The organism is Fluviicola taffensis DSM 16823, from assembly GCF_000194605.1.
Lineage (GTDB): Bacteria > Bacteroidota > Bacteroidia > Flavobacteriales_D > Crocinitomicaceae > Fluviicola > Fluviicola taffensis.
On the sequence record NC_015321.1, the window covers coordinates 2,495,273 to 2,516,400 of the forward strand.

Here is a 21,128-nt window from a genome sequence, read left to right on the forward strand (position 1 = left end):
GCTGAATCTCAAAAATCGGTCTGAATTCATAAAGAATATTCTGAAATTAATGACAGGAACGGTGATAGCTCAGTTACTGACTATTGCCTTTTCACCAATTGTGCAACGGATGTTCACTCAGGAAGAGTGGGGTTTTTTCGCATTGGTAAGTTCCATTTATGGTGTGATAGCTTTAGTTGCTGGTGGTAAATACGATGTTGCTCTATTAGTTCCTAAGCGAAATGTAGATGCCGTTAATTTATTAGGGCTTTCTATTTTGGTGAATATTGGTTTTGCAATCACTTTTTACGGTGCTTTATTCGTTTTATCAGTACTTGGATGGGGAGATAAATTGGGTGTCTGGTATTATCTATTACCTATTTTTGTTTTTATCGTCGGAACAAGTCAGTCATTTATTGCTTGGAATAATCGCAGAAAAAGGTATCGAGAAATTGCTAATTTCCGTATATCACAGTCGTTATTAAATAATGTATTTTCAATCTCCACAAGCTTAGCTAAGTTTCCCTTGAATGGGATTTTAGTTGCATACCTTAGTTCTAGTGTTATTTCCCTCTTTGTAGCTATTTATCAAATAAGGGCTGATTTCCGCTTGATTTCGAAAGGAATTTCCTTTAAAAGAATGCGTTATGTCGGAAAAAAATATGCCCGTTTTCCACTGATAAACTCTTTTCAATCGCTATTAGATGCCTTGCAAATTAATGGGTTGATTTATGTAATTGCATTTTATTTTGGCGATTACTATGTCGGTATTTTTTCATTAGCAATTCGAATTCTGTTTTTACCAATGGGATTCATTGGAAGTTCAATTGCTCAAGTTTTTTATCAAGAAGCAAATTCATTAATACATCAAAATGAAAAATTGTTTCCCCTTGTGAAAAAAACATTGAAAATGAGTTGTTTAATTATTGCTCCCGTTTTTATCGGTTTAGTATTCTTAGGGCCACAATTGTTTTCATTTGTTTATGGAAAAACATGGGAAGGATCAGGGATCTATGCTCAATATTTGGCAGCTTGGGTTTGTATTGATTTTATTCGGGCACCACTTTCTCAAATTCCACTCATATTTAATAGACATCATGTTTTGTTGGGATTCTCTATTGTAAGTAATAGTTGTATTTTTCTTCTTTTCATCCTTGGTTCATCTCTTCAATATAATTTAGGAACAATTCTGTTGACACTTTCAACTTTACAAGTTTTACTTATATTCGTACTTATTATCTGGATAATTCGAATATCTAAATTCTATGATACAACATTATCTATTCACACCAATAAAAAATGAAGGTTTATAATTATCTTAAATCGAATCAGCTAAGTATTTTCTTAAGCCTATTGGTGTTTTTTCCAACAGCTAGGCTTCTTATATTAGGTTCTGGACATGTAACAGGTGTACGTTTACTCGTTGGATTAATTCCCGAAATTTTGTTTGCATTCATTTTAGGTTGGTTTCTGTTTGCTTTCCTAAAGGATAAAAATCGGGATATTCATTGGCTAGACAAATTGGTTCTTATTTATTTCTTATTCAATGTCCTAGTAGGATTTTATATCGCACATGATTTTAAAGCCAGTATATATGGCTTTCGATTAACTTATTTACCCATGCTTGCTTACTTTGTAACTTCCTATTATTGGGATAAAAAAGTAGATGTCGAACGAATTTTTCTTGGATTTTTTAGAGTTTTGGTATTGGTGGCAGCGCTTGGATTTTTATTGCAATTCTTTTTTCCGAATGTTCAACTTTATTTTCACAAGTTGTCAACCAACCAACCAATTGTGGCATCAGCAATAAATTTTGTGCGCATGACTTCCGTTATTTGGACTCCAGTTGTGTTTGCAGTACTCATGTTATGTGCCTTTTGTTTTTGGACGTATCGGTATTTGAAAACGGGAAATAAATTAGCTTTACTTTTTTTACTGATAACTTTAAATGCTGTTTTCTTTAGCGTATCAAGAGGGCCAATCATTGCTTCTTTCTTTGCCCTTTTGATATTATTTATCATTGGTATAAACCTCCGCTTTAAACTAATAATCGCAGGTATTCTCCTCTTAGAGTTTATTTCTTTGTATCTGTTTGTCCCAAAGTTCACAGAAATATTCGAATGGTTTTTCCTTTCATCCAAGCAAACCGTAAGTCTTGATATTGCAAATACAAGGGTGGAATTATGGAACGACGTAGTTCATACTGCTGATGACAATTTAACTGGGTTAGGTTTAGGCAAAGCTGGGCATGTCGCGGTACAACTGTTTCCACGGAATACTCCAGGTGTTTCATTTACCTCAACAGATGGTTGGTACTTCAAATTAATGCTTGAAACAGGAATTACTGCATTAATTTTGTATTTGGGTATGGCGCTCATGTTCTTCATTACGATGATTCGTGCTTTCAGAAAAAAAGTATTTGATATCGGTAGTGTGATTTTTACCATTTTTGTTGCCACAGGCTTGGTAAATATTACAAGCAATGCATTGGATTTTTATTTGTTTAGCTATTTGTATTGGTTTTTACTGGGGCTATTTGTATTGAAATTGAAACAAAAAAAACATGCTAATAAAGAAGGTTTCAGTAGTAATTGTTAATTATAATGTAAAAGACTTAATTCTCACAAGTCTAAGAACGCTATACAAGTTTAACGCTTCAGAAAATGTAGAGGTTATTGTTGTTGATAATCATTCGGCTGATGATTCTTGTTTGGCGATTAAAAAAGAATTTCCTCAAGTGATATTACTTGAAAATAAGTATAATGCAGGATTTCCGAAAGGAAATAACCAAGGATTTGAAATCGCGACAGGTGATTATATCTTTATGCTAAATCCAGATACTGAATTCACCGAAAATTCCATTGATAGAATGCTGAATTATTTGGATAATCATCCAGAAGCAATGTTGCTTGCACCCAAATTAATGAATACGGATGGAAGCTTGCAACAAAGTACTTGGAGATATCCATCGATTACTTCTGTGTTTTGTGAATCATTTTACCTTAGACCTTTCTTGAAAAAGAAAAATTACCAGGATAAAAATTTCGATGAAATTTTTGAAGGAGAAACTTTTTCTGGTGCTGCTTTATTTTTTAGAAAGGAACTTTTGGATAATATTGGAACTTTAGATGAAACGATGTTTTGGATTGAAGATGTCGAGTTTTGTTGGAGAGCAAATCATCATCATTTCAAATGTTTGTATTTTCCAGAAACCCGTATTATCCACCATATTGGACAAAGCGCAAAAAAAAATTACAATATTTCAATCTCTAATCAGGTTTATAATAAAGTGAAGTTTTTTAGAAAGCATCACTCCAAATTTGCAACCTTCATCATTGTTTGTATCAGTTTGGCACTCGTCTTTTCTAAGATTATTGTTTTCGGATTACTTTCCCCGTTTAAGAGAATCTATTACTTAAAATTAAAAGCGTATATCTATACAATTCCGAGAGTATTCAATCCGCCGAATGGAATTACCTAGTCACACATTTAATTTACACAATTATTTTCAATATATTAGGTAACTTCGTGAAGCTTCGTTGGGTATTTGATTAGAAAAAGCATTGGAGTAATTGTGAGTATGAAAATTTGTTATTTTGCTTTTGGAGAAAGTTATCATACGATTAGATGGTGCAATCATTTCAGTTCATTAGGGTATGAAGTTCATCTGATAACATTCGCTCACGTTTCAAAGGATGATTATCCAAACATTCATTTACATATTGTAAACTCAGGGAACGTAAAAGTTTCGGGAGGGAACTGGCATTTACTGACACATTTCCGGAAAATTAAGAGATTAGTTAGACAAATTAATCCAGATATTTTCCATGCGCTTTATGCGACTAGCTATGGGGTAACGGGTGCGCTTGTTGGACATGAAAACTACATAATAACGGCATTGGGGTCAGATTTATTGGTGAGTGTTAGGAATTCATTCCTCTATAAAAAAGCCATTCAGTTTGCCTTTCGAAAGGCGAAATGGATTACTGTTATGTCGCCAGAAATGAGGGATGTTGCTCAAGAAATCGGAACAAATATGTCAAAGGTTTCAATCGTTCCATTTGGCATTAATCCCGATGTGTTTAACTCTAATTCAAGAGCGCTAATGGCAGATGAATTTGTTATTACGAGTACACGGAATTTGGAGCAAATTTATAACATTCCACATCTCTTAAACGCGTTAGCTTTAATAAAAGATAAAGTTCCTAATCTCAGGGTAAATATCATGGGGTCGGGTAGTTTACAAGAAAAGTTGGAAGATTTAAACACCAAATTGAATTTGTCCAAACAAGTTACCTTCTGGGGGAAAGTGAATCAATTTCAAATTGCAGAAACCTTAAATCAATCTCATGTTTTTGTTTCTGTTTCACAATCAGATGGGAACAATATTTCTCTAAATGAAGCAATGGCTTGCGGTGCTTTTTGTATTGCGACTGACATTCCTGCCAATCGACAATGGATACAGGATGGGGAAAATGGATTTTTGGTTCAAATTAATGACGTAGAAGGCTTGGCAAATCGAATTTTAGAAGTGTATTCTAATTATGAAACTTTGCAAGGGAAAGCAATTCCTTTCAATAAGAAAATCATTGAAGAGAAAGGCATTTGGACGAAAAACATGAAGGTTATTGAGCAAAAATATCTGGAAATGATTAACCACTAAGAATTCAAGTTCATTAAATGCTGAATAGTATATTTGATTGTCAACGATACATTTCAAGCACTGAGGTAAAACCAGATCTCAAAAGATAAAGTATGGCTTTGAAAAGAATAATTTGTTTTCAGATAACTAATTAATAGCTAATTTAGTCTTGTCAAGAGTTAACTTGTCAAGTATTTAAATTTCAATAGTACGGATTCACGCATCAATTTATGAAGATTTGTTTTTTTGCAGACGGTGAAAGCATTCATACAATCAGGTGGTGCGAATATTTTTATTCGTTAGGCTATGAAGTACATTTGATTACGTTTTCAATTACTGCAATTCCAAATATTCATATTCATGTAGTTGATGGAGGGAGAATCAAAGTTGCTGGAGGCAATTGGCATTTAATCACTCGTTTTTGGAAAGTAAGAAAATTGTTGAAAAAAATAAATCCTGATATTTTTCATGCGCTTTATGCAACAAGTTATGGAGTTACAGGCGCACTAGCGGGACATAGAAATTATGTTATAAGTGCTCTTGGTTCAGATATACTAATAAGCAGCAAGTCTTCATCAAATATTCGAAAAGCACTTCGATTTGCATTTAAAAGGGCAAAATGGATTATCGTAATGTCCGAACAAATGAAGGAATCTACTCGTGAAATTGGAGTGGATATGTCAAAAGTAACAATCCTTCCTTTTGGCGTAGATCCAGCTATTTTCAATGCAAAAGGTAAAGAGCTATCCAAAGATAAATTTGTAATTACGAGTACTCGAAATTTTGAAGAGGTTTACAATATTCCACATTTATTACACGCAATTAAAATTTTGCATGAGGAGATTCCTAATCTGCATGTGAATTTATTTGGATCTGGTAGTTTGAAAGAGAAATTGGAGGATTTGTCTGCAGACTTAGGAATTGAAAACGTCGTTTTTTTCAAAGGGAGAATGAATCAAGAGGATGTTGCAAAGGTTCTGAAGGATTCTCATTTATATGTTTCAGTTTCCCTTTCCGATGGAAGCAGTAATTCTTTAAACGAAGCAATTGGATGTGATGTGTTTTGCATCGTGACTAATTTGCCAGCAAACCTTCCTTGGGTAAAGGATGGATTTAATGGCTTTCTAGTGGAAACAAATGATGTGGAAAATTTAGCAGATAAAATTCGAAAAGTGTATTTGAATCATCTAGAGCTTCAGTCTAAGGCTTCTCCAGTTAATCAACAAATATTTGAAGAAAAAGGAATCTGGTCAAATAATATGAAGGTAGTGGAAGAGAAGTATGCCGAATTGCTCAAAAAGAAGGGTGCTTTCCGTTAAAAGCATTCTTGAATAGATAGTGTCTTTAAACAACACCATCGAATTGAATCCAAAAGGATAGAAATGGATCTAACTATTTTTGTAAATAGTGATTTGTTTCAATCAACATTTTCTAAGAATAACCCCCTTATTTTGATTTATCGCAAAAAAACTGTTCACAACTTCCTGTAAAATTGTTGTAGAATTGGTTTTACCTGTTATTTTTGTACAAACGCTTATTGGATGACGTCTGAGTTGAAATCTTTAATTGAACATATTGGCGCGAAATCTCGTCAGTTACACCAATCGTTGGTGACTGAAAGAGAACGTGTTCGTTCTATGACTGATGAAATTAATCGTCTGAATGCTGAGGTTTCTGAGTATCAAAATCAGAAAAAGACAATGGAGGAAGAGCTCCAAAGTTTGAATTCAGAATTGAACCAAGCGCGTGAACAAGTTCAAGTAACACCTGTTTCAGCAAATGGAGTTGAAATTGATGTGCTTGTGAAGGAGATTGATTTCTGCATTCAACAATTAAAAATAGCGAATGAGTAAAGTATCTTTAAAAGTAGTTGTTGCTGGTCGCACGTATCCATTAACTGTCCAAGAATCGGAAGTTGAAAAGGTACAGCGTGCAGCAGATGATATCAATAAAGCCATCAAACAATTACAAGATAATTTTGCTGTTCGTGATATGCAAGACTTGTTGGCGATGACCGCCTTACAATTGTCTACAAGAGGAGGTAAAGCACCTATAACTGGCGCAGCTCCTCAAGCTGATTTCTCTGAAGCTACGGCTGCATTGAAAGCACTTTCCGATGATTTGGATGCATTGAATTAATTGCTTTATAGCTGGTCTTTTTCTCACTTGTTTACGTAACATATCCGTAAGCTGTGAGATTTTTTTATTTAAGAAACTATGGTAAATGTAATTATTGGAGCATTGGTTGGATTAATAGGAGGTGGTATTATCACGTTCATTATCCAAAATACAATGCTCAAAAACAGAAGAGCACAAATCTTGAAAGAAGCGGATCTAGAAGGGGAAGCGATGAAAAAAGATAAGATTCTCCAAGCAAAAGAACGCTTTTTGAAATTAAAGGAAGAGCATGAAGAAAACGTGAAAGAACGCGAAAGACGCATGCAATCTAATGAGGATCGTGTAAAAGGAAAAGAAAAATCGTTGACGCAAAAAATTGAAGAGGTTTCTCGAAAAGAAAAAGATACAGATCGTCTGCAAGGTGAGTTGGCTACGAAAGTTGAAGCGAATGAAGTGCGCTATCAGGAATTGGAAAAAATGCATCAAAAACGTGTTGCAGAATTGACCAAAATTACTGGAATGTCCATTGAGGATGCAAAGAATTTGTTGATGGAGTCTTTGAAAGACGAAGCGAGAACTTCTGCAATGGTTCACATCAAGGAAATTACGGAAGAAGCAAAATTGAATGCAAACAGAGAAGCAAAACGCATTGTTATTCAGACAATTCAACGTGTGGCTTCCGAGCAAGCTGTTGAAAATGCAGTTTCTGTATTTAATATTGAATCGGATGAAGTAAAAGGTAGAATCATTGGTCGTGAAGGTCGAAATATCCGTGCGCTAGAAGCTGCAACAGGTGTTGAGATTATTGTTGACGATACTCCAGAAGCAATTATTTTGTCTTGTTTCGACCCTGTAAGAAGAGAGATTGCTCGTTTGGCTTTGCACCAATTGGTTTCTGATGGACGTATTCACCCTGCTCGGATTGAAGAGGTTGTTGTGAAAACAAAAAAATCTTTGGAAGAAGAAATTGCTGAAACGGGACGAAGAACATGTATCGATTTGGGAATTCACGGATTGCATCCTGAGTTAATCCGAATGGTTGGACGTATGAAATACCGTTCTTCTTATGGACAAAATTTATTGCAACATAGTCGCGAGGTAGCAAACCTTTGTGCGATTATGGCGGCTGAGTTAGGATTGAATGTGAAAGTTGCTAAAAGAGCAGGTTTACTTCACGATATTGGTAAAGTTCCAGATGAAGAGCCTGAATTACCACATGCTATTCTAGGGATGAAAATTGCTGAGAAATTTGGTGAGAAACCAGATGTATTGAATGCAATTGGGGCTCACCACGATGAGATCGAAATGACTTCGTTGATTTCACCAATCGTTCAAATTTGTGACTCCATTTCTGGTGCTCGCCCTGGAGCACGTCGTGAGGTGGTAGAATCATATATCAAACGAATCAAAGACTTAGAGAATTTGGCATTGTCTTATGATGGTGTAAATTCAGCATACGCTATTCAAGCAGGTAGAGAACTACGTGTATTGGTGGAAAGTGAAAAAGTAACGGATTTGCGTGCAGATGAATTGTCGTTTGCAATCTCTCAAAAAATCCAAACAGAGATGACTTATCCAGGTCAGGTAAAAGTGACTGTGATTCGTGAAAAACGTTCTGTCAATTACGCCAAGTAGTATGATAGATGTTCAGCTTATATCTGATCGATTAAAAAATAAAACCATTTTGGTAACCGGAGGAGCTGGTTTCATTGGGTCAAATTTAACAGAGGCACTATTAAAAATAGGAGCCTCTGTTATTGTTTTAGATAACTTGGAAACGGGGCTTCAATCAAATGTCGATAGATTGTCTCATTACGAGAATTATCGTTTTGTAAAAGGCGACATTTGTAATCCAGATGATTACCGTGATTTGTTGAAGGAAGTCGATGCGATTTCGAATCAAGCAGCTTTAGGGTCTGTTCCAAGATCTATTGAATTTCCATTGAATACACATCGTGTCAATGGTACTGGGTTTTTGACGATTCTACACGAAGCAAAACAAGCAAACGTGAAACGGTTTGTATATGCTAGTTCTTCATCCGTTTATGGAGATTCTATTGCTTCGCCAAAACATGAAGGTCAAGAAGGAAAAGTGCTTTCTCCTTATGCGGCAACGAAACAATTGAATGAAGAATATGGACAAGTATATCATCAATTACATGGAATGGAAACCATTGGTTTGCGTTATTTCAATGTTTTTGGTCCTTTTCAAAATCCCAATGGAGTTTACGCAGCGGCCATTCCAAAATTCTTAGACAAAATGTTGGAAGGCGGGGAAATTGTTGTTAACGGAGACGGAGAACAATCCCGTGATTTTACCTATGTGAAGAATGCTGTTCATGCAAATCTTTTAGCTTTGATTTCTGATAATGTGGAAGCGTTTGGAAAGGTTTACAATGTTGCTTGTGGTCGAAGTTTAACACTGAACGATGTAATAAACAGTTTGCAAGCAGAATTGATTCTCTTGGGAACGACTCCAAAAAACACAATCACTTACGGTCCGCCAAGAAAAGGTGACATCAAAGATTCTTTAGCATCAATTACTCGAATGGAGCAATATTTGAATTATAAACCCGTATATACCTTTGAGGAAGGAATCAATGAATACCTTCGTCATGTATTACAATGCAACTAAAGGCGCTAAAATCTGACTTTGTAAAATCCGTTCTCACTTTGATGACGGGTACCGCAATTGCTCAACTAATTACGTATCTCATTTATCCAATTCTTACCCGTATATATTCTACCTCGGATATAGGTGAATTAGGAGTTTATACACGTCTTGTTGCTTTTATTGCAGCTTTTGCTACTGCAAGATATGAATTGACCTTGCCAATTGCAAAACAAGATCATCATGCTTTCTTATTGTATCGATTGTCTTTCAGGATTTCTTTAATTGTTTTAAGTTCGATATTATTACTAGGATTTATTTTTTATTTATTAAAACCATTCGATTTATCAAACTACGTTTTTTTACTCATTGTTGTAGTGAGTTCTTACATCATGGTCTGGATAAATTTAGGAACCTCCTGGTCGATTAGAAAGAAACTATTTCATCAAGTTTCGAGACAAAGAGTGGTTAATTCAGTGTCGGTAAACGGATTGAGATTATTTTTTGGACTGGCTAATTTTGGTGCCTTTGGATTGATTTTAGGTAGCTTATTAGGTTCATTCGCATCTATTTTTGTTTTTATACGAACCTTTCTTTCGGACTTGAAAATCTATCGGCCAACGAAGGATTTGAAAAGATTTCGAATTTTGGCAAAAGAATACAAGTCGTTTCCATTAATTAATTTGCCACATACCTTATTGGATTTAGGTATTGATTTGTTGATAGCTTTCTTCATAGTTCTGTTTTATGACAAAGATGTTTTTGGATCTTTTAGTCATGCATATATGATGTTGAGATTACCGTTGCTATTTTTCGGGCAATCTATCGGACAAGTATTTTTCAATAAATGTTCTGATATGATCAATAAGGGACAAGATATTTATCCATTGGTTAAGAAGACAACTCGAACATTGTTTTTGATTGCTGTTGTGCCTTTTACCGTTTTGTTTTTTTACGGTGTTCCGATTTTTAAATTCATTTTTGGAGACCAGTGGGAAGAGTCGGGTCGAATAGCCGAAATTTTAGCTCCAGCGTTAGTGCTAAATTTCTTGATTTCGCCAATTTCAACATTGGCTCTTATTTTATCAAAGCAAAAAGCAATGTTTGGAATTGGAATTATTGTAGCCTTTATACATTGTTTTTGCTTTGGTGTTCTCCCTTTATTATTTTCAGGCTTGATGAGATTAAGGGTTTTATCCATTAATTTCCATTCATTTGAATTTATTCTTGTAGTTAATACTATCCTTTTGTCTATTGTTTACGTTATAGTATTGAAGATGTACTTGAATTTTGCAAAGAATAGAATCACTCTAAACTAATGTGTTTCTATTATTGGATTGAAACAAATGTGTTAGGTTTTATTAATTTTGCACAAATTCATCTATCGTGGGTTTTATTTAATTAACCTGATTTTTTAATTCAATTATCCAAATCAGTGAATGATTTAACAAATTCTTTAGCAGATAGTAGACCGTGGTGGGTAGAAATATTAATTGTTTTCTGTCTTTTTTCACCTGGGTATTATTTCGGTAATGAGTATATAATGCTCGCGCTTCCTTTAATTACACTTATTTATGACCATTCGTTTTGGAAAAAAATGTATGTTAATTGGAAGAACAATAAATGGAATTATAATGCGATAAGATATTTTTGGATTCCATGTTTGTTTCTCTTTTTAGCTGGATTGAATAAATTATTTAATGGGCATGAATTAAGAAGCTTAAGGGACTTGTATTCCTCATTTATGTTGCTTCCTTTCTTACTGATTACTGCCAGAGGGATTTTTTCGATTCGCGTTTTTAAGGTTGCAGTGATTTTTGTAATCATTGAATGCTTTGTGGGTATTCTAGAGTATTATTTTAAAACAAGGAGTTTCTTTGTACCATTAAATAATGAATCGATGATTTTTAACGATATATCGATTTATGGGACACGTGTTTTTGGTTTTGCCACTAATTCACCGATTTTTGGATTAAGATGTTTGATTGCACTCTTCATTTTAGAATTCATCCCTTGGAAAAGATACTTGAAATGGATATTTAAAGTGATTTTATTCTTAGGGGTCATTGTTTCATTCAATAGAAGTGTGGTCATTTGCTGTCTTGTTTTTTATTCATTACAGTTTGTTCAATTGGCATGGAATCAAAGACATTCACTGAGACAATTGGTAAGAAATAAGTATTTCTATGATTCGTTAGTAACATTCATTCTTTTAGCCCTTGTTTTTGGAAGTGACTTCATGATGAAGGGCATGAATCGAGATGGTGTTAAGAGAGAAGAATTATTAGTACAATTGAATACTACTGAAAAAGAAAAAAAGTTTTTTGATGGAAATAGTGAAAATGGATTAAACACCGAATATTCAAATGATTCTAGTTCAGTTCAGTCGAATAATGACGTTTCAGTGGAAAATCGAAGCGATACTTCTTCTTCTCTCAAACAAATAAATGCACAGAAGAATTCGTTGTCAATTTTACATTATCCCCAATTGAAGGAGATTTATGAATTAGATTCCTTAGGAGCTTTTACGCGAAATTTTTTGGCTCTTACAGAATCAATTCAATCTAGTGGACGCAAATTGATCTGGTTAAATTACATTCAGTTTATTGAAAAAAATCCGTTAGTCGGAAATGGATCTGAGAAATTATATTTCACAGCCTTGAATCCTCGTAATAATGAATTAGAATTAATGCATGCGCATAATTCATTTTTAGAATTGTTTGCAACCAACGGACTTCTTCTAGGTTTGATGTACCTTTTGATGATTGGTATGTGGTGGCAAAAGAAAAATTCGCCATTTATTATCACAATACTTATTTATTCAATGATGCAATATGGTATTTTTTGGGGAATGTCGTTTATAGATGTTATTTTTGTCTTTCTTATAATATCAAATTATAATAATGTAAATTTTGGAAGTAAACCATCTCGTTCGTGAAATAGAAAATCTTGAGATTGAGAATATTATAGTGCGGAAATATAATCGCAACTTTCAAATTTATCCGTGGATTAAAAGTCGCATTTTTCATAAAGTGATTATGGGAAATGAAGTGTTACAGGAGAAAAATAAATCTGTTTTCTGGAGCCAATTCAAATCTTTGAGTTACGGATTCTTCAACTTGTTCAAACGCTATGATGTTTGGGTTTTTACAAATAGCAGCGAACGTGTTTTAGTTGATAATAAATATTGGGATAAGTCTTTTGATTTTCTTGCAAAAGAAAGCAATTTAAAATGGTTAACGGTAGAACTTTGTTTGTTTAAGAAATACAAACGCAAATCGGTGGCTTCTAAGCATGTGATTTCTAGATCCATTTTTATTTTTGTGGAAGAGTTTTACACCTTGTTATTTTTGCGTCGGAAACCAGTTATTGAAGGACGCAAAGTACTTGATCAAGTTCAGCAGAAGTTGCAAACAACAGTTGATACAGATGGAATCATTAAGAAATACTTAGCTCAGTATCGGGTAATGAAGTTTTTCCTTCGAATTTTACCCAAGCCCAAGTTTATCTTCTTAACAGTTTCTTACGCTAATTTCGGATATATTCAAGCATGGAAAGAAGCTGGTATCAAAGTTATTGAAATGCAACATGGTTTAATCGGTGAGGAACATTACGGTTATTTTTATGGAAAGAAATTGAATAGTATTCAATTTCCAGATGAAATTTGTGTTTTTGGAGATGCTGATGTTCGGTTTTTTCAAGAGTTCACTAAAATGCCTGTTCAGAAAGCAACTCCATTGGGCCGTTCTATCATCGATTATTTTAAAATTAAAGCCAGCCCAAATAGGCTTCCAATTAAACGTATTGTTGTTTCATTGCAGGATTCAGATTGGAGTATTGAATTATTGAATTTTGTATTGGAATGCGATAAAATTATGAGTAATAAGATTACTTGGATTATTCAGACTAGACGAACGAGTGCTTCTGAGTATCAATCAAAGTATGATTTCCCTTCAAACTTTGAGTTCTCGGAAGTTTCTGTTTATGAAGCTATTTCTAAAACAGATGCACATTTGACTATTTTTTCAACAACATCAATTGAATCATTATCTATTGGTAAAGCAACATTTTTATACAATTACAAGAATGCAGCGAAAGATTTTTTGGGCTCATTTTTGGAAAACAATAAACACGTCTATTTTTGTGATTCGGTGGAGGAGTTTGTGAAAAACTTAGAAAATTTACCACTTATTTCAAATGAGGAAATTGCATCTTCGAATGATGACAATATTGTCAATGGCTATTTGGAACGCTCGAAAGAATATTTGAAAAAACTTTTGAATGAATCTATTTAAAAGCAAACTGGTAAAATCCTTAGGGATTTATACAATTTCGAATGTTATCAATTCGGCAATACCTTTTCTTTTATTGCCTTTGTTAACCCAAAATTTGGCTACTGACGATTACGGTGTATTAACAAATTATAATTCACTAATTAGCATCATAATTCCTTTCGTAAGTTTCAACTTGATGTCATCCTTACAAGTGATATATATCAAGAATCGTCCAGGGTTTGCATCTTATATCAGTAGCGGATTACTTACAATTCTTGCCCTTACCTTGTTTTTTAGTGCGTTATTTTATTTCAATGCTTCAAACTTGGCGAAACTAACAGGAGTACCTGAAGAACTAGTGATTTTTACAACTTTTTACGCAACATATCAAAACATTGTTGAGATTCTGCTATCTATTTGGAGAATGGAAGAAAAAGCATGGGGTTATGGTGTTTTTCGCATTGTTAGAACCATTGTAGAATTGAGTATTGCTACAGTATTAATTATCTCATTTAATCTCTCTTTTGAAGGGTCAATTTATGCCCTTGCTTACTCTTATGGAATAGGTGCTATTGTTGCTATTTTTTTTATGTACCGACAAGGTTTACTGGTCTGGGATTTTCAATGGAAACACGTGAAACATTTGGTCACGTATGGAGCTCCATTAATTCCACATGTTCTTGGGAGCACATTAATTATGTACACGGATAAATTAGTCATTACAAAATACGAAGGTCTCTCTTCAAATGGAATTTATAGTGTTGGATTTATGGTTGGTCAAGCAATAGGATTACTTCAAAATTCATTCAATCAAGCTTGGGTGCCTTATGTTTTTAAAGGGTTAAAAAGTGGGAATGAAGTGGTGAAACAGAAGATCGTTAAATGGACCTATATTTATTTCATTGCGATTATTCTTGTGACAGTAGTCTTTTATTTGTGTACACCAATTATCTTCTCCTTTTTAGGAAAGGCCTATCAAGATGGAATTGCATTGGTATTATGGATTTCATTAGGTTTTGCTTTCAATGGTATGTATAAGATGGTCAGTGTCTATTTTTTCTATACTGAAAAAACAAATTACATAGCAATCATTTCCATTTTTACTGCTGTGGTTAATGTCTTTTTTGTATTTTGGATGGTTCCTAAATATGGGTATACAGGAGCTGCAATTGCTACAATGACCGCATTTTTTATTCAATTTTTGTTGACATGGGCATGGAGTTTGAGAATTGTATCGATGCCTTGGGGTAATTGGAAAATATGGAAGAATTAAAACAAGTAGTAAGACGATTTTGGGGAGAACATACAATGAGCGATTTGCTACTTTGTTTGACCATTTTGCTTTCAATTTCCGTTATCAAATTAGCTCCAATAGTTTTAGTGGTGCTGCTTTTATGGAGCCTGTATAAACGAAAATCAGTTGGTGAATTAAAGATGGAGTTATTCTCCCCATTGTCCATCTTGAATTATTTGTTCATTCTATTTTTTGTTTATCACCTTGTTGGTATGTTTTGGAGCGAGAATACTGCTTTTGGGTGGATGGATGTGGGGATGAAGATGTCCTTTTTTGTCGTGCCATTGATTGCAATAATTGGAAGGTTTACAATAACAAGGTCGCAGTTGATATACTTTTTTTCTTGGTGTTTAACATTCCTTACGCTAGTGCTCTTTCTTTACGCAACGTATAATTCCATTACTAAGAAACATACTGGATTTTCCTATTTTTATGAAAGTGAATTTTCAGCATTTATGCATCGAAGTTATTGGGCAACATATACTGCCCTAGCTGCTACTTGGATGTTGTTTTCGCTCTTTTCAAAAGGTAAAAAGCAATTCAAGAAATATTATTTTTTAGCTTGGTTGGTATTAAGTGTTTCCACAATTCTAACTATTTCAAAGGCTGGTATTATCATTTGGATTCTTCTGAATTCAATAGTCGTATTACATGTTGTCATTATTCGAAAATGGAAATTTTTTGGACTTTCAGCGTTGGCTGGGATGATTGCTTTGGTTTGCTTTTTGTTTTTTTCTAATTCAAGAATAGCGCAACGCTTCCAATACATTCCTTATTCAATAAGCCATATTAAAACGGAGGGGAATAATGAAACGGAGAGTAATGCGGCTCGTTTAATTATGTGGTCAACGTCTATTAAAATTATTAAGCAAAACTGGTTGTTGGGTGTTGGAACGGGTGATGTAAAGGACGAATTGATCAGTACAAATTTACGTTTGAAAAATTTGGGAGTGGCGGAAAAAAAGCTAAATTCTCACAACCAATTTTTAAATACCTGGGTTCAACTTGGAATAATTGGTTTCACATTACTACTAAGTATTTTTATCGTTGCATTTTCAATAGCGATTAAGCAAAAATCCTTTCAACTAATTTTATTCGGGTTGACTTTTTTTATAACAATGTTGTTCGAATCATTTATTGAAACACAAGCTGGAATTGTTCCATTTTGCCTCTTGTTTGTATTTCTTTGTCAACAAAGTCAAAGGCTAGAATCAATTCCTCGTTGAATCAATTCTGCTAACCACCAATCTTCTTCAGTATCAATATCCAAGGCTTGCCATTTCGGTATGATCAGTGGACGAATTTTCTCACACTCTACCCAACTATGCTTCTTCAATTCGGATATTTTGAAAAGATAGAGTAAGCCGTTGACATCATACATAGGCGGGAGATCTTGTCGGCGTACAACCTGGTTTTTCTGAAACTTGCTGATGTATCCGTTTTCTTCCTGAAATAATGTGTAAAAAGGATGTCCAGCAGGTTCATTTACGGCAACAATTGCATCGTCATTTTCTTGAAATAGTTCAAAAGCATCTTCGATATTCTTTGCTGTGCGGAATGGGCTAGTTGGTTGCAAAAGCAATAAATATTCTGGCTGATTTTCTTGTTTATCAATTGCATCAAGCATTACTTCCAGCATTCCGGCTGTATCGGATGCTAAATGTGGTTCACGATTGATTAAATTGATTCCAAATGCATCTCCTTGAGTTAAGAGTTCTTGATCATCTGTGCTGAGTATGATTTTATTTTTTGGAAAGTATGTTAATGCGATTTCAATGGCCCGTTCGACGAGCGATTTTCCATTAGCAAACGATTTTGAGTTTTTTTGAGGAACACCTTTTGATCCTGCTCTAGCAGGAATCAATGCAATGGTATTTGAGTTGTTCGGTTTCATTTAAAATCGAATGTGTTTAATATCTTCCTGTGCTTTTTTGAAATCTTCGGGTTTACCAATGTCTAACCAATAATGAACAATAGGATAATTTATTACCTTCTTTCCTTCAGCAATTAATTCATCCATTAAATCCGTAGCATTGTAGAATTTTCCTTTTGGTACTCGGTCTAATAAAGAGGTTCTAATCAGGTAAATCCCTGCATTTGAAAAATACACATAAGATGGTTTTTCTTTCAAAGAAGTAATTTGATTTCCATTGGTCTCTAAAACACCGTATGGAATGTCTACGCGATACGGAGTACTTGCAACAATCATATCCGCTTCACTTTCCTCAAACAATCGATAAAAATCTTCAAAATCAATGTTCGTCAATAAATCCGAATTCATCACCAAAATTGCAGGAGTTGCGATTTCATCAATCAAACGAATAGCTCCAAGGGTTCCTAAAGGCTCTTCTTCACGAATATACTTGATATTCAGCCCTTTTTCGCTTCCATCTTTGAAATAATCCATGATTTGTTCTGCTTTATATTTTACAGAGACATGGAGTTTTTCAATTCCATAAAGCGCAAGGCGATCAATATTGTGTTCAATAATTGGTTTTGTGCCCACTTGTAACATAGGTTTGGGAATATCGTCAGTAAGCGGCTTTAAACGCTCACCTCTGCCACCTGCCATTAACAATACTTCAACAGGAAGAACGGTTCTTAATTTTTTTAAATCAAGTAATTTGACCAATTTTCCTGCTTCATCAATCACGGGGAGCATTCCAATCAATTGCTGCTTTATTTTATCAATAGCAGAAATGCGATAGTTTTCTAATTTGATATGTCGGAATTCCGTGTGCATTACCTCGCGAATGGAATCGTTGATTGTTTTTCCGTTTATCAAACCTCTACGGATATCTCCATCCGTGATTGTTCCAATCACTTTCTCATTTGCATCGAGTACGAATACTGCTTCTCCATTAACAGTGTTTAATTGTTCCAAACCATCTTTTATAGATGCATTATCTGGAAGCGTATGTATTGCGCTATTGATCATAAGTTGCGAAGTTGGTAATTATCTATAAAACTGCAAAATGTACTTTACCTTTTGATAAGCCTCATTTCCGTTTTTTTCTATGTATTTATCTTGGAGCTCTTTGTATAAAGTTGGTTGATGGATTCGTTTTCCAATAGTAAAATCCTTGATTGTCTTTCCGAAATTAGATTTAAACTTGAATAAATAATCCGCTTCATCTAAGCTTAAACCACCTCCAAAATGGAGTGTTTTCATTCCGTTTTCCTGTGCCCAGAATACCATTTTAGAAAGTAAAAGATTGGATCCTGGAACTTTTGGATAGTTTAAATTTCGGGCAGAAAGGTAATATGTTACAATCCCTCCAGAAACAAAAAACAAGGCACTACTATAAATTTCACCTTCTTTTTCAACTTTTGCTAGAAGTAATTTCTGACCGAGTTGGTCAATCATTTCTGTATAAAAATCGGGAGAGAAAAAATAAAAATCGGTTGCTCCAGAATGAATCATATTTGCTCTATATGCTTCATCAAATGCTGAGATGTCTGTTTTTGAAAAGGGACTTACTGTAAATTGAAATTCTTCTTTTTCCAATTTCCGGACAAGATTTCTGTTGGTTCCAGAGAATTCATTCATCCAAATTTCTTCTTGATCACATGTTGGAACTAGAACAACTCTTCTATTCAATAGATTCTGTATGTCTTTTTGAAAAAAATTGTTCTCGTTGTATATAGGATGATACCGAACAAATTCAGTGACGATATTTTGCTTACTAGAAATGTACTGTAAAAACAATTCCTCTGCGATTTTTTGAATTTCCGAGCTATTTGAAACTGGACCAGCATACCCATAAGGTGAGCTGATATCGAAATAGCTTGTTTCTTTTATAGGCAATAGAATGTAAGGATATAACCAAATTTTCTCCTCCGATGAACAAACGGCAATTTCATATTCTCCATGTTGCATTTTTGCATCACAGATTAGAAATTCAGGTTGATAGTAAATATCCAGACCTTCCAAAAAAGTAGTTAGTTCCGCTTTTAGAAGTGAAACATTGTGTTTTGTATAGATTCTCAGTTGAGCTTCCATAACGGTCTAGAACGTAGATTTTTTGAGGAGCAAATTATTCCAATCAATCGTTTTTAGAAACTGCAGTATTCGCTCGCTCGCTCTTCCGTCTCCAAACAAATTAGGTTTTCCGATGTATTGGTCTTTAAATTCCTCCGATGAAACAAATTGAACGGCTCCTATTACTTTGTTTACGTCAACCGCTACATCTACCGAATTCGGATTTCGCAATCTGCCTTGTTGACGAGAACCTACATTTACAACAGGGATTTGAAAACTCTGTGCTTCGATTAAACCACTGGATGAATTCCCTAACATGCATGATGCATAGTGTTGGGCCGCATAATAGTTTGTCTTTCCTAAGCTTTCAACGAATGAAACTCTTGGATTGGATTGACTTGTTTTTAATAATGTTTCGTTGATTTCAATTCCTCCAACATCCGTATTTGCTGCTGTGAATAGCAGGTGATAATTGGTCAAAGAACAAAGTTTGTCGATCAATTCTGAAATGAATGCCTTATTTATTGTTTGATTGATTGTTTCACTGTGAAAAGTAGATAGAATAAAAGGTGTATTTTCTGGAATTCCGTAGTGTGTTCTGAATTCTTTTTCTGTTGGAACCACAAGATGAAGTACATCATCTAATCCAGGCTCGCCAGCAACACAAATGCGCCAATCCTCTTCACCCATTTTACGAATGTTTTCCCCATAAATTTCGGTAGTCGGAAAATGAATATGACTCATTTTTGTGACGGCATGACGGATTTGATTATCTGTTGCACCTTCGGTAACTTCTCCTCCCGACAAGTGTGCTACAGGAATAGATTGAAACAAGGCTGTTGAAACAACTGCGACTAATTCAGAACGATCTCCAAGTACAATCACTAAATCAGGGTTACATTGATTCAGGTATTCAGCAAGTTCTATTTGTAATTGGCCATTTGAAATACTGATGGCTGAAGCATTGTTTTCTTCTAGCATATTATGGATGCGAATTCCAATTGGAAATCCATCTTTTTCGATTTCCGAAATGGTATTTCCTTGTGATGGACTTAGATGTCCCGCTGCAACAATCAATTCCATGTCGAAATAAGGATCTTCTTGAAATGCCGAGAGAAGTGGTTTCAATGGGCCATATTCGGAGCGAGCTCCCGTGAAAACTGCAATTTTCTTTTTATCTACTCCCATGAAATGTGTTTGCGACTAATTGCTGTATCTTTTTCTACATCAGTTGCTAGACGTTTGCCAACAATAGATTCGTACTCTTCCATCCCTAAATCAGTAATTGGACGTTTTCCGACTAGGTGTTCTTCCATAATGACATCTCCAGCTTTCAAGCTTGAGAGAGCGTAAATTCCTTTTTTCACCACCAATTGTGTAGCTTTTTCAACTTCTTGTATGCGTTTTATTCCGTCGCCAAGTGCTAATTCAATCGCGCGAATTCCATCAACCAAGGTTTTCAATTCGATTGGATCGAGAGAAGCTTTGTGATCTGGACCATCCATGGTTTTGTCTAGGGTGAAATGCTTTTCAATGATTCTTGCTCCACGTGCTGCGGCAGCCAGTGAAATTGCTATTCCATCGGTATGATCGGAATAGCCAACGGTAACTTGAAATGCATTTTTCAACGTATCCATTGCCTTCAGATTCACCGTCTCTAGCGGTGCAGGATATTCAGATGTGCAATGCAGAATAGCTACTTCTGATGCACCATTTTCAACGAGTGTTAAATAGGCACGCTCAACATCTGCGAGATTACACATTCCAGTTGAAAGGATTACAGGACGTTTTTTACGTGCAATTTGCTTGAGATAAAGCAGGTTGTTTATTTCGCCTGAACCTACTTTTATTATGGGAATATTTAATTCATCCACTAAAAAATTCAAACTTTCTTGTTCGTCAGGAGTGGATAGAAATGCTACCCCAACTTGTTTCGAATATGCTTGAAGTTCTTTGAAGTCTTCATAGGATAACTCTAGTTTCTTCAGCATCTCAAATTGAGATCCTTCTCCATCATTTTCTAGTTGATAAGCGGCTTTTGGAGCATCTTTTGTAATTAAGGACTCTGTTTTCCACGTTTGAAACTTGACGCAATCAACGCCAGCAGTTTTTCCAGCATCAATTAGCTTTTTGGCTAAGTTGATATCTCCATTGTGATTTACGCCAGCTTCTGCGATGATGTATATTTTATCTCCAAACATGTACAATTTTCTTTTAAAGCTACAAAG

Annotated in this window: 19 protein-coding genes; 14 read left to right on the forward strand and 5 right to left on the reverse strand. The window is 34.7% G+C overall.

Annotated features, from left to right (window positions below; all coding sequences use genetic code 11):
- The first annotated feature begins 49 nt into the window (after positions 1–49).
- From FLUTA_RS10860 to FLUTA_RS10925, 14 genes are all read left to right on the forward strand, one after another.
- Positions 50–1,282 (forward strand): oligosaccharide flippase family protein, encoded by a 1,233-nt coding sequence (locus FLUTA_RS10860; protein ID WP_043023779.1) that lies wholly within the window; start codon positions 50–52, stop codon positions 1,280–1,282.
- Positions 1,279–2,577: an O-antigen ligase family protein gene (locus FLUTA_RS10865; protein WP_013686923.1), complete on the forward strand. Its 1,299-nt coding sequence runs from the start codon at positions 1,279–1,281 to the stop codon at positions 2,575–2,577. Before FLUTA_RS10860 ends, FLUTA_RS10865 begins: the two co-directional genes overlap by 4 nt.
- On the forward strand, positions 2,543–3,460 hold the full coding sequence (locus tag FLUTA_RS10870) for a glycosyltransferase family 2 protein (protein WP_013686924.1): 918 nt from the start codon (positions 2,543–2,545) through the stop codon (positions 3,458–3,460). The genes FLUTA_RS10865 and FLUTA_RS10870 overlap by 35 nt, the downstream gene beginning before the upstream one ends.
- Before the next feature lie 99 nt (positions 3,461–3,559).
- Positions 3,560–4,642 (forward strand): glycosyltransferase family 4 protein, encoded by a 1,083-nt coding sequence (locus tag FLUTA_RS10875; protein ID WP_013686925.1) that lies wholly within the window; start codon positions 3,560–3,562, stop codon positions 4,640–4,642.
- 209 nt (positions 4,643–4,851) lie between these two features.
- Positions 4,852–5,940 carry a glycosyltransferase gene (locus FLUTA_RS10880; RefSeq protein ID WP_013686926.1) on the forward strand — a complete coding sequence of 363 codons (1,089 nt, stop codon included), beginning with the start codon at positions 4,852–4,854 and terminating at the stop codon, positions 5,938–5,940.
- A gap of 222 nt (positions 5,941–6,162) precedes the next feature.
- A complete protein-coding gene (locus FLUTA_RS10885) occupies positions 6,163–6,474 on the forward strand; it encodes a hypothetical protein (RefSeq protein WP_013686927.1) in 312 nt (103 codons plus the stop codon).
- Positions 6,467–6,760, forward strand: coding sequence for a cell division protein ZapA (locus tag FLUTA_RS10890; RefSeq protein ID WP_013686928.1), 294 nt, complete (start codon positions 6,467–6,469; stop codon positions 6,758–6,760). The genes FLUTA_RS10885 and FLUTA_RS10890 overlap by 8 nt, the downstream gene beginning before the upstream one ends.
- Positions 6,761–6,838: 78 nt before the next feature.
- Positions 6,839–8,374 carry a ribonuclease Y gene (rny, locus tag FLUTA_RS10895; RefSeq protein WP_013686929.1) on the forward strand — a complete coding sequence of 512 codons (1,536 nt, stop codon included), beginning with the start codon at positions 6,839–6,841 and terminating at the stop codon, positions 8,372–8,374.
- Positions 8,343–9,374, forward strand: a complete 1,032-nt coding sequence (locus FLUTA_RS10900; RefSeq protein WP_245545444.1) for an SDR family NAD(P)-dependent oxidoreductase — start codon at positions 8,343–8,345, stop codon at positions 9,372–9,374. The genes rny and FLUTA_RS10900 overlap by 32 nt, the downstream gene beginning before the upstream one ends.
- A 41-nt stretch (positions 9,375–9,415) precedes the next feature.
- Positions 9,416–10,669 carry a lipopolysaccharide biosynthesis protein gene (locus FLUTA_RS10905; protein WP_043023780.1) on the forward strand — a complete coding sequence of 418 codons (1,254 nt, stop codon included), beginning with the start codon at positions 9,416–9,418 and terminating at the stop codon, positions 10,667–10,669.
- Positions 10,670–10,785: 116 nt separating this feature from the next.
- A complete protein-coding gene (locus FLUTA_RS10910; protein ID WP_148235429.1) occupies positions 10,786–12,288 on the forward strand; it encodes an O-antigen ligase family protein in 1,503 nt (500 codons plus the stop codon).
- 100 nt (positions 12,289–12,388) lie between these two features.
- Positions 12,389–13,645 carry a hypothetical protein gene (locus tag FLUTA_RS10915; RefSeq protein WP_043023781.1) on the forward strand — a complete coding sequence of 419 codons (1,257 nt, stop codon included), beginning with the start codon at positions 12,389–12,391 and terminating at the stop codon, positions 13,643–13,645.
- Positions 13,632–14,897 carry an oligosaccharide flippase family protein gene (locus FLUTA_RS10920; protein WP_013686934.1) on the forward strand — a complete coding sequence of 422 codons (1,266 nt, stop codon included), beginning with the start codon at positions 13,632–13,634 and terminating at the stop codon, positions 14,895–14,897. Before FLUTA_RS10915 ends, FLUTA_RS10920 begins: the two co-directional genes overlap by 14 nt.
- Complete coding sequence (locus FLUTA_RS10925; protein ID WP_013686935.1) at positions 14,885–16,144, forward strand: O-antigen ligase family protein; 1,260 nt, start codon at positions 14,885–14,887, stop codon at positions 16,142–16,144. Before FLUTA_RS10920 ends, FLUTA_RS10925 begins: the two co-directional genes overlap by 13 nt.
- On the opposite strand, the gene FLUTA_RS10930 is transcribed toward FLUTA_RS10925, so the two are convergent.
- From FLUTA_RS10930 to neuB, 5 genes are read right to left on the reverse strand one after another with little or no spacing between them, the layout of a single operon-like run.
- Positions 16,117–16,812 (reverse strand): acylneuraminate cytidylyltransferase family protein, encoded by a 696-nt coding sequence (locus FLUTA_RS10930; RefSeq protein ID WP_013686936.1) that lies wholly within the window; start codon positions 16,810–16,812, stop codon positions 16,117–16,119. The genes FLUTA_RS10925 and FLUTA_RS10930 overlap by 28 nt on opposite strands.
- Positions 16,813–17,856, reverse strand: coding sequence for a nucleotidyltransferase family protein (locus FLUTA_RS10935; protein ID WP_013686937.1), 1,044 nt, complete (start codon positions 17,854–17,856; stop codon positions 16,813–16,815).
- 18 nt (positions 17,857–17,874) lie between these two features.
- A complete protein-coding gene (locus FLUTA_RS10940; protein WP_013686938.1) occupies positions 17,875–18,921 on the reverse strand; it encodes a GNAT family N-acetyltransferase in 1,047 nt (348 codons plus the stop codon).
- Positions 18,922–18,927: 6 nt separating this feature from the next.
- On the reverse strand, positions 18,928–20,088 hold the full coding sequence (gene neuC / locus FLUTA_RS10945) for a UDP-N-acetylglucosamine 2-epimerase (RefSeq protein ID WP_013686939.1): 1,161 nt from the start codon (positions 20,086–20,088) through the stop codon (positions 18,928–18,930).
- On the reverse strand, positions 20,079–21,101 hold the full coding sequence (gene neuB / locus FLUTA_RS10950) for an N-acetylneuraminate synthase (protein ID WP_013686940.1): 1,023 nt from the start codon (positions 21,099–21,101) through the stop codon (positions 20,079–20,081). Before neuB ends, neuC begins: the two co-directional genes overlap by 10 nt.
- Between the last annotated feature and the right edge of the window lie 27 nt (positions 21,102–21,128).